The sequence below is a fragment of the Rhizobium sp. BG4 genome, assembly GCF_016864575.1.
GTDB lineage: Bacteria > Pseudomonadota > Alphaproteobacteria > Rhizobiales > Rhizobiaceae > Rhizobium.
On the sequence record NZ_CP044127.1, the window covers coordinates 556160 to 568663 of the forward strand.

The 12504-nt window shown below is 59.8% G+C and carries 10 protein-coding genes and 2 pseudogenes; 9 read left to right on the top strand and 3 right to left on the bottom strand.

Features of this window, described 5'->3' with window-relative positions; all coding sequences use genetic code 11:
• Nucleotides 1-303 precede the first annotated feature (303 nt).
• The 4 genes and pseudogenes from amyA to F2982_RS30340 form a co-directional block, all read left to right on the top strand.
• Nucleotides 304-1791: an alpha-amylase gene (gene amyA, locus F2982_RS30325; RefSeq protein ID WP_199629770.1), complete on the top strand. Its 1488-nt coding sequence runs from the start codon at nt 304-306 to the stop codon at nt 1789-1791.
• A 277-nt stretch (nt 1792-2068) separates the two neighbouring features.
• Complete coding sequence (locus F2982_RS30330; protein WP_199629771.1) at nt 2069-2221, top strand: hypothetical protein; 153 nt, start codon at nt 2069-2071, stop codon at nt 2219-2221.
• 450 nt (nt 2222-2671) lie between these two features.
• Nucleotides 2672-3115 carry a DUF2231 domain-containing protein gene (locus tag F2982_RS30335; protein WP_199629772.1) on the top strand — a complete coding sequence of 148 codons (444 nt, stop codon included), beginning with the start codon at nt 2672-2674 and terminating at the stop codon, nt 3113-3115.
• Nucleotides 3116-3122: 7 nt separating this feature from the next.
• Nucleotides 3123-3701: pseudogene (locus F2982_RS30340) on the top strand (sorbosone dehydrogenase family protein); the annotation flags it as partial.
• A gap of 167 nt (nt 3702-3868) precedes the next feature.
• Here F2982_RS30340 and F2982_RS30345 read toward each other — a convergent pair.
• Nucleotides 3869-4168, bottom strand: a complete 300-nt coding sequence (locus tag F2982_RS30345) for a DUF736 domain-containing protein (protein WP_058328783.1) — start codon at nt 4166-4168, stop codon at nt 3869-3871.
• Between the two features lie 510 nt (nt 4169-4678).
• Between F2982_RS30345 and F2982_RS30350 the strand changes: the two genes are divergently transcribed.
• The 5 genes and pseudogenes from F2982_RS30350 to F2982_RS30370 form a co-directional block, all read left to right on the top strand.
• Nucleotides 4679-5887 (top strand): tyrosine-type recombinase/integrase, encoded by a 1209-nt coding sequence (locus F2982_RS30350; protein ID WP_174047121.1) that lies wholly within the window; start codon nt 4679-4681, stop codon nt 5885-5887.
• The gene (locus F2982_RS30355) at nt 5881-6798 is read left to right on the top strand and encodes a tyrosine-type recombinase/integrase (protein WP_174047122.1); all 918 of its coding nucleotides are present in this window, start codon (nt 5881-5883) and stop codon (nt 6796-6798) included. Before F2982_RS30350 ends, F2982_RS30355 begins: the two co-directional genes overlap by 7 nt.
• Nucleotides 6795-7784, top strand: coding sequence for a tyrosine-type recombinase/integrase (locus tag F2982_RS30360; protein ID WP_174047123.1), 990 nt, complete (start codon nt 6795-6797; stop codon nt 7782-7784). Before F2982_RS30355 ends, F2982_RS30360 begins: the two co-directional genes overlap by 4 nt.
• 485 nt (nt 7785-8269) lie before the next feature.
• Nucleotides 8270-8569, top strand: a complete 300-nt coding sequence (locus tag F2982_RS30365; protein WP_058328783.1) for a DUF736 domain-containing protein — start codon at nt 8270-8272, stop codon at nt 8567-8569.
• Between the two features lie 145 nt (nt 8570-8714).
• Nucleotides 8715-9464: pseudogene (locus F2982_RS30370) on the top strand (PQQ-dependent sugar dehydrogenase); the annotation flags it as partial.
• Between the two features lie 1291 nt (nt 9465-10755).
• Here the strand turns inward: F2982_RS30370 and F2982_RS32140 are convergent.
• Both F2982_RS32140 and F2982_RS30375 read right to left on the bottom strand, forming a co-directional pair.
• On the bottom strand, nt 10756-10881 hold the full coding sequence (locus F2982_RS32140; RefSeq protein ID WP_281438226.1) for a hypothetical protein: 126 nt from the start codon (nt 10879-10881) through the stop codon (nt 10756-10758).
• A gap of 447 nt (nt 10882-11328) precedes the next feature.
• Nucleotides 11329-12267 carry a CDP-diacylglycerol diphosphatase gene (locus tag F2982_RS30375; RefSeq protein ID WP_203431281.1) on the bottom strand — a complete coding sequence of 313 codons (939 nt, stop codon included), beginning with the start codon at nt 12265-12267 and terminating at the stop codon, nt 11329-11331.
• Between the last annotated feature and the right edge of the window lie 237 nt (nt 12268-12504).

Below are 12504 nucleotides of genomic sequence, written 5' to 3' on the forward strand. Positions count from 1 at the left end.
GGGCGTTTTTACGGCGCATTCAGCGGGGGCCATTTGATGAGTAGTCATTTCCAAACAAAATCAATTGCGACAGATCGAGATCGGCGGGTTTTCCGAGTACTCGACTTTGCTGCTCGACACGGACTGGACGAAAAGCAAGAGCGCGATCTTCTCGCATTGTTTGGACAATTTGCGACACTGCATGAACTACTGACCAACTGCCGTCTTCCCCATCGAATCCGATAGCCCCACTGGCGGCCGATCCTATTTTGTCATCGCGCCTGTGATGCTCCACGAACAAAGCGCTCTTACCTCGGAAACAACATGAGCAAACGTACGCTGTTTCAATTTTTCCACTGGTACTTGCCAGGCGAAGGCATTCTTTGGAATGAGGTAGCCGAGAAAGCTGGCGAACTTTCGGCGTTGGGCATTACCGACGTCTGGTTGCCGCCAGCTTACAAAGGCGCCTCCGGCGCAAAATCGGTCGGATACGACACCTACGATCTCTTCGACCTCGGCGAATTCGACCAGAAGGGAAGCGTCGCGACAAAATACGGCGACAGAAATGCACTTGAGAAAGCTTGCAAAGCCTTGAATGACCACGGCCTGCGTCCGATCCATGACGTCGTGCTGAACCACAAGATGGGAGCGGACGAGAAGGAGCGCGTCGTCGTCCGACGCGTGAATTCCGACGACCGGACACGGATCGAAGAAGACGATATTGAGGCCCTCGCCCATACCCGGTTCACGTTTCCGGGACGATCCGGCAAACACTCCGAGTTCATATGGGACAAGCAGTGTTTTAGCGGCGTCGACGTCATCGAAGAGCCCGATGAGACCGGAGTGTTCCGGCTTATGAACGCGTATGGCGAGGGTCAATGGAACGTTGAAGTCGATGACGAGCTGGGCAATTTCGACTATCTGATGGGCGCTGATGTCGAATTCCGCAACAGGGCTGTCTACGAGGAGCTGAAATACTGGGGCCGTTGGTTCTCCGAACAGGTTCCTGTATCGGGGTTCCGGTTGGATGCCGCGAAACATATCCCGGCATGGTTCTTCAAAGACTGGGTCGGCCATATGCGCGATACCGTCGGATCAGACTTGTTCGTGGTCGCTGAATACTGGCACCCCGAGATGGCGACGCTCGCAAACTATCTTGACCTCGTGGACAGTCAGCTGATGCTTTTTGACGTCGCGCTTCACCACCGCTTCCATGAGGCCTCCAAAGCGGGCGCAGAGTTCGACATGCGAACGATCTTCGACGGTTCACTCGTTTCCTCCATTCCCGAGCACGCGGTGACACTGGTCGACAATCACGACACGCAGCCTCTCCAGTCGCTCGAAGCGGCGGTTGAACCGTGGTTCAAGCCCCTGGCCTATGCCTTGATCCTCCTGCGCGAACAAGGAACGCCCTGCGTCTTCTATCCCGACTTATACGGTGCCAATTACAGCGATGCGGGAGACGACGGCAGCCACCAGGAGGTGCAGATGCCCCTGATCGGCTGCTTGCCGAGACTAATTGAGGCCCGAAGGCGGTTTGCCAACGGCGTTCAGATCGATCGCTTCGAAAGCCCCAACGTTATCGGTTTCGTCCGCCAGGGAACTGATACCGATCCCGGTTGCGCGGTGATCATGTCTAACGGTGACGCCGGAAATCTGTCTCTTGAGCTTGGTCCGGACCAGGCAAATATGGCGTTCGTCGACTTTCTCGGTCATCACGATGCTGAGGTGACTACGGATCGACACGGTCGCGGCGATTTCCCCACAAACGGTGGAAGCGTTAGTGTCTGGGTGTGCCGGGACGGCCTTTAGGACACAAGATCAGCCCCCTCACCCTTGCAAACGTCTGTTTACACGCCCTCCAGGAAATGGCGGATGCGACGGAATCATCCGCCACTGGGGGGCGGCGGTGGAGCCGGCGAGGCGTGTCCCTGTTCGACGTTAAGCTCCTCTATGAGAACGGAGGGCTCACCGACGAGCTCTTCCGCACATTCTTTGTCCTGTTGCCAGCTCTCTCCGCCCGGCGCACGAACTGCTCCGGCCGTCACTCAGCAGTCTCGATAAGACCTGCGCCCGCGAATTCGTCGGCATGAAAACCATACCCTTCACTCCCGACGATCTCATCGAAACGAAGGATTGCCTGATCGCTGATGTCGGCGCCCGCCTCGTCGCGACTGCCCAACGATTCCTGACGACGTTACATGACGGCGATCCGGACATTGAAGCCATCGCCTTGCGATAGGCGGCAGAACGTCCCGCTGTGCGCTGGAAGCTGCTGAACCTGAAGAAGCTCGGTTCCGAAACCTTGACACGCACAAGGCGCAATGGGAAGAGCTCGGTAAGCTCCTTACCCTGAAGAAGAAGGAGAAACAGATGCCGACAATGGAGCCTTCGACAAAGCAGCGGCGCAGGGCAGAGGCCGCGACCTGCTTCGTTTCGACGGGGTGCTCGGCGGCGGAAGCGCTGCTGGCGCGCCCGCGCGCCGTACCGCAAGGTTTTATAGCGGCTTGCCATTGTCGGAAAGCCGTTCAGCGACAAGCGGAACACCACCGCGCTGCAGGCGGCAGAAGACTGGCGGCGCCGGCATCCGGCCCGGGTGTCTGCGCTCTCGTCTCAATCGCGTGAACGCCGGAACAAACTGGATTCCGCAAGGTTTATCCGCGGCGGGCAAGGCCCCGCTCAGGTGAGGACCATGACATATTCAACTTCAGGAATTCCAATTCAGCGCTACAGCGCGTCGCTGCGCGCCATCCCACTGCATTTCGCCGCCGCGTGTTTCACCGGCGCTTTGATCACAGACATCGCCTATTCGCAGACAGCGGAGATGACTTGGGCGAATTTCTCGGCCTGGCTGCTGACGGCCGGTTTGCTGCTTGGCGGGCTAGCTCTGCTTGCGGGCCTTGTCGATCTCGCACGCGGCCGTTTCCGCCTTGCGGGTGGGGCGGCGTTGCTTTACGTGCTCGGCAACATTGCCGTATTCGTCGTCTCGCTCTTCAACGCCTTCGTCCATAGCCGCGACGCCTGGACCTCCGTTGTTCCGACAGGCCTGGCGCTGTCGGTGATCGCCTTCGTGCTGATGATCGTCGTCGCCGTCTGTGGATCGATCACAGAACGGCGCATAGCGGGAGGATATTGAGATGACCATGCACTCCGTTGCGCGCCACGCGATTCCCGCTGCGGTCCTGCTTGCCTCCACCGCACTGCTCCTTGCCGGATGCAGCGGCGACGAGCCTGATCCTGGCAGCGAAATTGGCCCCAATCCGAAGTTGCCGGAGCAATCGCAATATCTCATCCCGCCGATGCATGTGGCAAAGGTCGTCGGCTGGAAGGATGGCGAGACGCCGAAGGTCGCAAGCGGGCTGAAGATCCAGGCGCTCGCTTCCGGCCTCAAGCATCCCCGCTCGGTCTATACGCTCCCGAACGGCGATATCCTAGCCGTCGAATCTGTCGCACCGCCGGAGGCATCCGCCAAGCGCCCCAAAGACCTCATTATGGGCTTCGTCCAGTCATTCGCGACGGGGGGAAGCGGTGGTGGAAACGAGGCGAGCAACCGCATCACGCTCCTGAGGGACGCCGATGGCGACGGTGTCGCCGAGGTTCATGACGTTTTCCTCGATCACCTCAACTCGCCTTTCGGCGTCGTCCTTGTCGGCAATGATCTCTACGTCGCCAACACGGATGCGATCGTGCGCTATCCCTATGTACCCGGCGAAACCAAGATCAACGTTTTGCGGTGCACCGCAAAACGTTGATTATGCTGAGAGTGTGATTATGCGGAGTGCCTGTCGCTGAAGGCTGGATTTGGCGGCGGTTGCGGCGATTTCGTCTCCGCATAATTCCGCTGGTGTGGAGGGGCGCCCCGCCGTGAAGCGGAGCGCCGATCGGCTGGTCAGCGCGACCAGATGAGCTTGTGCTCGCCCTTGTCGCCCTGGACCAGGGAGGCGTAGACCGGCGCCGTGAAGGACGGATCGTCGAGCTTGAGCGAGAGGTATTCGGCGCCGGTTTCGCGGGCGGTGCGGGTCCAACCTGCGCCGAACTCGACACCCCCTGCGGTGACGCGGAAGTCCGGGGCGCGGTCGTTGTCGCGGTCGCAGGGCTTGATGGTGGCCTTGACGTTGAGGGTGAGGGTCTTGATGGTGCCTGCGTAGGTGCCGTTTTCGTCGCGGGTGAAGGTGCCGATCTGAGCCATTGTCGTATCTCCTGAGGTTGTCCGAAGCCACCCGATGCGGCCTCGATGGCGGTCGAGAGGCGACGGATTGGACGGAATGCATCTGCAGGACCGCAGCGTGAGCGTAGGACGGCGGCAGCCGAGCTTGTTGGCTCGCGAGGAATGGCCGCTTGCGGTCAGGGGAAGAAGGTCGGCGGAGCCGTTGCAGGCCAAGGCCGGTCCGGTGCCAGACCAGCCCAAAAGAGAGGCCGTATTGGGGGCTTTGCGCCGTCAGCAGAGAACGACGCGAATGATCGGTTGTCGCCTCATCGGCATGATCAACGGCGCCGCCGGCGCCATCACCTCTCCCGTCGTCGCCGTCGGCACCATCTCCATCTGATCCGAGAAAAAAGCGCTGCTCTGTCCCTTTGCTCGCAAACGCAAGGGTGAGGCCGGAAAAGCTGTCCGCCGACGCTGGAATGGCTTGGAAACCTTCGATTTGTTCGACGCGCCGGACTCTTCCGGCACCAACGATCAAATCGAGGAAGCAGAATGACAAAGCGAAAGTACAGACATCGCCGCAGTGTCGATGTTCGGATCACTTGGCTGCAACCACATGTCAACGGATTCAAGCACTGGCTTGGCCAGCGGAATTATTCGGGCGCAACAATCGTGGAGGTGGTGCGCCTACTGGCACTGTGGGGTGATTGGGTGCGTGCCGCCGGCTTCGGTGTCGAAACACTCGCCGAGGGTCTGAACGCATCGGCATCGGTGTTCAAAGGCAGCAAGACCGCCCGTGCGCCACAGGGTGCTGCCGCACTGTTCGTCACGTATCTGCGCGAGTGCAACATTCTGCTGCAGGAGCAGGCTCCGTCACTGGAGGAGACGTGGCCGGCCCTGGCCGCCTTTAGTCGCTGGATGCGGGAACAACGCGGCATCAAGGACTCGACGCTCAACCTGTACCAGCCGGTATTGGCCGATTTACTGATATCGCTTGGATCAGATCCCGCGGCTTATACGGCCGAGGCGATCCGCAACTTCGTGCTTGTTCGAGCGAGGCCGCACGGCCGTTCGCGGGCGCGATGCATCGCCGTCGCCACGCGCATGTACCTCAAATATCTCGTCGCGATGGGGCATTGCCCGGCGGGGCGGGAACACGCGGTCCCGAGCTTTGCGAACTGGCAACTGGCGACGACACCGCGCTTTCTTGGTCAAAGTGATATCGACCGCCTCCTTGCCAACTGTGAGGGCGAAAGCCGCTTGCGCGACCGCGCTGTCATGTTGCTTCTGGCTCGGTTGGGCCTCAGGGCGAGCGAAGTTGCCAATATCACTTTTGGTCAAATCGATTGGAAGAATGGTCGGATAACGCTGATCGGAAAGGTCCGGCGCGAGGAATGGCTCCCGCTGCCTCAGGACGTCGGCGATGCCATATTAGCCTATATCGAAAGGGCAAGGCCGCACATTGCAAGGACGCGTGTGTTCCTGACGGATATCGCGCCGATCAGACCGCTAAGCCGCATTGCCGTAAAGTGCATCGTGCGTCGCGCGCTCGACAGAGCCGGAATTAAAAGCATCCACCGTGGCGCGCATGTGCTTCGGCACTCAGCGGCGACCGCGATGCTGCGGAGCGGCGCAAGCCTTGCCGGCGTCGGAGCTGTATTGCGTCACCGTTCTCCATCGACGACCGCGCTCTACGCCAAAGTAGACATTGGCCTCTTGTCCGAGATCGCGCAGCCATGGGGCGGGAGGTTGCCATGCTGAGCGCCGACGTCACCCGCTACATCAGTTTACGCCGCGCGCTGGGCTACAAACTTGCCCGGGTGGACCGGTATCTCCTGGCGTTCGCGCGCTTTGCAGCGGAACGCAACGAGAGCCACATTCGCACGGCAACCGCTCTTTCTTGGTTGCCGGTGGCAGCCAAGAGCCCAAACGCCATGTCGCATCGGCTGACGGCCCTGATCGCCTTTGCCCGCTTCATGCAGGCGGAAGATCCTCGTCACGAGATACCGCCCGCAGATATCAAGCGGTCCACCAATCGACCTGTTCCCTACATCTACAGCGCGGAGGAGATCGCCCGTATTCTCGTTGTGGCCGGCAATCTGAGGCGCCAGCAGCCCAATCCACTGCGTCGCGAGCTCTATGTCATGCTTTTTGGGCTGATCGCAGCGACTGGACTGCGCATCTCCGAAGCTCTCGCGCTCAAGCTCGACGACATCCTGCCAGACGGCGTGTTACACATTCGCGAAACCAAGTTCCGCAAGAGCCGGCTGGTACCGCTGCACGCCACCGTCATGGAAGCGCTCCAACGCTATCTTCAAGCTCGGCGTCAACACGCCGGCGAGAGCGATTGGCTCTTCCCATCTGTCCAGCACCGACGGCTCTACCCGACTACGGTGAACTATACGTTCCGGTGCATCTTACGACGGGCAGGCATCGCGCCGGCGCGAAGTCAGCAGCCACGCATCCACGACCTTCGACATACCTTCGCAACCCGCGTCCTGGAACAATGCGGCGCCGATCGCGGCGAAGTTGCCCGGCACTTCGTCGCTCTGTCGACCTACCTTGGCCATGTCAGTATCCACAATACGTACTGGTATCTCGAGGCGACGCCGGACATGATGACCGACATCGCCGCCGCGGCAGAAACTCTGGTCGGGGAGGACGGCTTATGACGGAGCTCGCCCCTCTCATCACTGGCTTCCTGCGAGATTATATGCCGCGACAGCGAGGTTACAGCCCGCAAAGCTGCGAGACATACGCGTTCAGCTTCAAGCTGCTGTTCAACTTCACAGCCAAACGGCTCGGCACGCGTCCGTCTCTGCTCGCCATCGAAGACCTGGACGCATCGATGATCGTGGCCTTCCTGGAGCACATTGAGCAGGATCGTGGCAATAGCGCGTCCACCCGTAATATGCGGCTTGCCGCCATCAAGGCGTTCATGCGCTATCTCGAGCACAAGGTTCCCTCCGCGCTTCAGCAGATCGGCCGGGTCCATGCGATTCCGACCAAGCGCCATGACCAGAAGCTCATCCGTCATCTGACGATGGACGAAATCCGCGCGATCTTAAACGCGCCCGATCTGGCGACGAGATCTGGCATCCGTGATCGGGCAATGATGCATCTCTGCTTCGCCGGAGGCTTGCGGGTCTCCGAACTGGTCGGCCTTCAGACAGAGAACCTTTCGCTTCAGAACGGTGCGAGCGTGAAGGTCATGGGAAAGGGCCGCAAGGAACGTTGCCTGCCGCTCTGGAAGGAAACTGCGCGGGACCTTCGTGCGTGGCTGAGTGTTCGTGGCGCAGTCCGCGTACCGGAGCTCTTCGTCAATGCTCAGGGCGACCCGATGACCCGCGCCGGCTTCGAGTATGTGCTCGACAAACATGTCGGCAAGGCAGCCGAGAGCTACGCATCGCTTCGCGGCCGTCGCGTCTCACCACATCAGCTTCGCCATGGCTGCGCAGTTGTGATGCTGCAGGCAACCCGCGACATCCGCAAGGTCGCCCTATGGCTCGGCCACGCCGATATCCGCACGACCGAGGTCTACCTCCGCATCGACCCATCCGAGAAGTTGGAAGCGGTCGAGGCGGTAATTCCACCTGAGCTGAGGCGTGGCCGGTTCAAGGCACCGGATGCCCTGATCGCATCATTGCTCTCGGACTAGAAGGTATCCGCGGGTTCCGAACGGGTGCACTCTTGAGCGGAGTTCTACACCGCTACGGTCTGTTCCGGTTCATCTGATATCGCGCTCGACATAGCCGGTGTGCCTTGTCGGGCGCGGCTAGCGTGGTGGATTGGAAGATGGTGCCGACGGCGACGACGGGAGAGGTGATGGCGCCGGCGGCGCCGTTGATCATGCCGATGAGGCGACAACCGATCATTCGCGTCGTTCTCTGCTGACGGCGCAAAGCCCCCAATACGGCCTCTCTTTTGGGCTGGTCTGGCACCGGACCGGCCTTGGCCTGCAACGGCTCCGCCGACCTTCTTCCCCTGACCGCAAGCGGCCATTCCTCGCGAGCCAACAAGCTCGGCTGCCGCCGTCCTACGCTCACGCTGCGGTCCTGCAGATGCATTCCGTCCAATCCGTCGCCTCTCGACCGCCATCGAGGCCGCATCGGGTGGCTTCGGACAACCTCAGGAGATACGACAATGGCTCAGATCGGCACCTTCACCCGCGACGAAAACGGCACCTACGCAGGCACCATCAAGACCCTCACCCTCAACGTCAAGGCCACCATCAAGCCCTGCGACCGCGACAACGACCGCGCCCCGGACTTCCGCGTCACCGCAGGGGGTGTCGAGTTCGGCGCAGGTTGGACCCGCACCGCCCGCGAAACCGGCGCCGAATACCTCTCGCTCAAGCTCGACGATCCGTCCTTCACGGCGCCGGTCTACGCCTCCCTGGTCCAGGGCGACAAGGGCGAGCACAAGCTCATCTGGTCGCGCTGACCAGCCGATCGGCGCTCCGCTTCACGGCGGGGCGCCCCTCCACACCAGCGGAATTATGCGGAGACGAAATCGCCGCAACCGCCGCCAAATCCAGCCTTCAGCGACAGGCACTCCGCATAATCACACTCTCAGCATAATCAACGATCCCGGCATAGTTCTGACCGAACTGCCCGGCGGGCCGATCGACCATCACTGGACGAAGAGCCTGACGGCCAACGAGGACGGTTCTCTGCTCTATGTCGGGGTCGGCTCGAACAGCAATATCACCGAGAATGGCATTCAGGCCGAAAAGGATCGCGCTGCGATCTGGGAAGTGGACCGGCAGACCGGCCGCCATCGCATCTATGCAAGTGGCCTGCGTAATCCGAACGGGCTGAGCATCGAGCCGCAGACCAAGGCCTTGTGGACGGTGGTCAACGAGCGAGACGAACTCGGGCCGAATCTGGTGCCGGACTATATGACCTCGGTGAAGGACGGCGCGTTCTACGGATGGCCCTACAGCTACTACGGCCAGAATGTCGATCCGCGCGTCATGCCGCAGCGGCCGGATATGGTTGCCAAGGCGATCGCGCCCGATTATGCGCTGAGCTCGCATGTGGCGCCGCTCGGTATGGCTTTCAGCAAGGGTACCAGCCTGCCGCAGGACTATGCCAGCGGCGCCTTCGTCGGTGAGCATGGAAGCTGGAACCGCAACGCCTTCAACGGCTACAAGGTGGTCTTCGTGCCCTTCAATGGCGGCAAGCCTGACGGTTCGCCCAAGGATGTGGTGACTGGTTTCCTCGATGACCAAGAGCAGGCCCGCGGCCGCCCGGTTGGCGTGGCACTCGATAAATCGGGGGCGCTGCTGGTTGCCGATGATGTCGGCAATACCGTCTGGCGCGTTTCCGCGCAATAGCAGTCTTCAGCCGGGCTTTGCCGCCCGGCTGCATCAGCTTCAATTGGTGTTTATGGCATCGAGATCGGCAATCAGGCCAGGGCCGGATGGGTGACTGGTAAGTTGTCTCGATGCGCGGCCCGCGCCATTTCCTGGCTGGTTCATCTGCTATCGGCAACAACGGCAGGTGGCACCGGCTCTTCGAGCATTTATCGATGCGGTCCGGGAAGGAGCGGCGATGGGGCGGACAGAGTTGGAGATTTGGACGCTGCCGGCTGAACAGACAACTACACAATCAGTGCGGTTCGAGCCATCTCAGATGCCACCGAAAGCGCCCATGAACTGCGCCGCTATCCGATCACCAAATGCCACGCGGAAAGCCACATCAGCGCTGAAAGCTCGAATGAAACAATGATGGCTGCAGCAGCGTCGCTTATGCTCATGTCGATCCCTCCGCAGCGTCCTCCAACGCCATGGAAAAAGCTTAGTACACAATCAGTTTGATGCAATGGAACTGCCGTTGCGTAAAAGTAAATTTTCCACGGTTCAAGACGTCGCGGCGGTCCTGGCTCCCTGCTCTTCGGCAACGTTGTTATTTGCAGTTACCCTACTTTCTTCTCGCCGCTTGCTCAGGACGTGTTTAATCACCATCGCGCCCACGACCGCGAAGATGGCCGCTTGAAGAACAAGATATACCGTCAGAACCCACCAAAGCATGCTTTGCACTCCGTTGACGCTAAGGGAGATGGGATAGCTATTCCGTGCGCCTATCGGACTTAGGTCCGATTTAAATCGCAAACGCTACACCTCTAATCCATGCCTATTGGCGACAATGGTGGGTGAGCGGTTCTGAAGCTGGCGGGATCAGGTGCGGCATACCGGCCAATATGTACCATAGCGAACCATCGGTTGCTGGCCTTCGCCCTAAGGGTAACCTATACGGCATGACGAATCGCGCCAAGTTCCTGCTTCTGGCAACCGCGATTTCGCTCCTGATGTGGGGCGGGATCATCGGAGGAGGCATCTTGCTTCTGTCAGACGGCGTGGATCACACCTTCACGGCCGGCACCAGATAATCCAGCTGCAGTGCAGCCAGAAGGCTGCTTAATTAAAAACGCTGACACTGAACGATAAGGCGACGGCGCCCAGGGCCAGTACCGTGAGGAAGAGCGTAAAGACCGCCAGCCTCAGGCCTTTCGGCTGATCAGAATATAAGCGAGGTCGGTCCGAATTCGAAGTATCGATACCGCGAGCCCCATGCCGGTAGAGGTGATGATCAGTGCCTTCCTCATTGGTGTGAGCATCCATTCGGCTAGCCATCTTGAAGATACTCGACCTCTTGCTCGACGTTGATGAAAAAATCATCGAGCACCCACATGCCGATCAGTGTGAAAAGAACGATGGCGGCCGCCCACGACAGGCGCATGTAAAGAGGCATTGCTTCCATGGCGCGAACATGCCGGTGAACCCGGTGAACCGCAATTTGCTATATGGACTACATCCTATGGCTAGATGAGATTTTCTGGCCCGCCATATCATCGCGGCTCAACGCGATAAAGCCCGCGTCCTGTCACGGTTGCGGGCTTTAAAGCGGATGGGTCGATCCAGATGGCAGGCCGGTCTCGAGTCGCCCTGCCGAGAGCCAAATGCTTATAATGATGCGGCTTTTGTGTGGCCCCACCGGTGGTCGTCAATCAGATTATTAAGAGATTTTCCCCGAGCGCTTGACGCTTCGCCTCAGCGTATTCACGGCGATACCTACCTGCAGACCTCCTGGAAAAGGAGCGCGGTCCTCACGGAATCAAAGGGCGCGATCATCTCGGAACAAAGCTGCGGCTTCATCGAAATCGGCACTCGGCCGTGTTCACCAGCGCGAGTAGCCCACTTAACTGCACTTTGGGTCGACGAGATCTTCCGCCGCCGCAGGATGGCGAGGCAACGAAGTCATGACATTGGCTAGGATGTAGATGCCCCTTGTGCCATCGGGGTGTTCACCGCCGATAACTCCGATTGTCACACCCTTCATGTTGCGCGCCGCCCCCGGGATCTCGCTTGCGACGACCTGAACCGGATTGACGCTAGCTAGTCCGTCGCCGGGAACGAAAAGTGCCCAGTAGAGCTGTCCTTCCAGCTTCAGCTTCAGGCGCTCGAACCGCACGGCGCTAATGGTCGACCTGGCGAGAGCGTTTTTTACGCGTGGCTTCACACATCCGATATGAATGTGCAGATGGTCTTGTGTGCGGAAGATTGCGGCATTGATCGCCAGTGCCGCGTCGTCCCAAGCCTGCCGCGTTGCGGGAATGCCAAGCGATCTCTCTTGCCACGCCATAGCGAAGTAATTGGGAGTGGCAGGATCCAAAAGCCGCGGGTCCTCTATAGCGCTTAGCGCCGAAAGCGGTGTGAAGATTGTGCGCTCGCCAGCCGTCGGCTCACGCAGGACGGCGTATGAGGACAGCGGCACCTTCCCCTCCACTACCTTAAGACAGGGAAACGCTCCTCCCGACAGCTCGTAGCTGACCTCGCAAGTCTTGAGCACGATCCCGAGTGCCGCCCGGCTCGAGAACGACATACTCCCGACCGCGACGAGCGTCAGCGCAATTGTAAGAGGCAGAAGTCGGAACGTCATGAGGTTGCCGAGTAAGTTTGTGAAATGACCACCACCGATCCAAAGAGCTGGTCGCCTGAAGCTCTTATCGTGGGAACGGCCAATGTCCAATCTCAAATTCGTGACGTCGATCCGGATACCGGTTTCGGTAGTCTCTTCCGCGGTTGACAGCCTGGTAATATTATAACTTGCCTCTTCATAAGGAGATTGGGAACGCAAGCGCACGTTCCTATTGAGCCGCAGGAGGCAAAGCTTCCGAGCGATCGGCGCGTGTTCACGATCATCTTTCATCGCTGCGAGGCATGGAAGGACAAGGCAGCGTTGATAGCGCTATCCGGGACACGCTGCGTCAGCGCGTTTGCCATCGAGAGAAGATATTCAGGCCATGAGGTCAGCAACGTTGAGTTTCACCGCAGGTGGCGTCGTCGGCAAGACGGCACTTCCCAACCGAGGCTC

Excerpts from the sequence above, each read along its gene's own strand:
- F2982_RS30330 (WP_199629771.1), top strand. The coding sequence starts at position 2,069 with ATGAAAACCATACCCTTCACTCCCGACGATCTCATCGAAACGAAGGAT.
- F2982_RS32140 (WP_281438226.1), bottom strand. The coding sequence starts at position 10,881 with ATGCCTCTTTACATGCGCCTGTCGTGGGCGGCCGCCATCGTTCTTTTC.
- F2982_RS30335 (WP_199629772.1), top strand. The coding sequence starts at position 2,672 with ATGACATATTCAACTTCAGGAATTCCAATTCAGCGCTACAGCGCGTCG.
- F2982_RS30365 (WP_058328783.1), top strand. The coding sequence starts at position 8,270 with ATGGCTCAGATCGGCACCTTCACCCGCGACGAAAACGGCACCTACGCA.
- F2982_RS30355 (WP_174047122.1), top strand. The coding sequence starts at position 5,881 with ATGCTGAGCGCCGACGTCACCCGCTACATCAGTTTACGCCGCGCGCTG.
- F2982_RS30350 (WP_174047121.1), top strand. The coding sequence starts at position 4,679 with ATGACAAAGCGAAAGTACAGACATCGCCGCAGTGTCGATGTTCGGATC.
- F2982_RS30360 (WP_174047123.1), top strand. The coding sequence starts at position 6,795 with ATGACGGAGCTCGCCCCTCTCATCACTGGCTTCCTGCGAGATTATATG.
- F2982_RS30345 (WP_058328783.1), bottom strand. The coding sequence starts at position 4,168 with ATGGCTCAGATCGGCACCTTCACCCGCGACGAAAACGGCACCTACGCA.
- amyA (WP_199629770.1), top strand. The coding sequence starts at position 304 with ATGAGCAAACGTACGCTGTTTCAATTTTTCCACTGGTACTTGCCAGGC.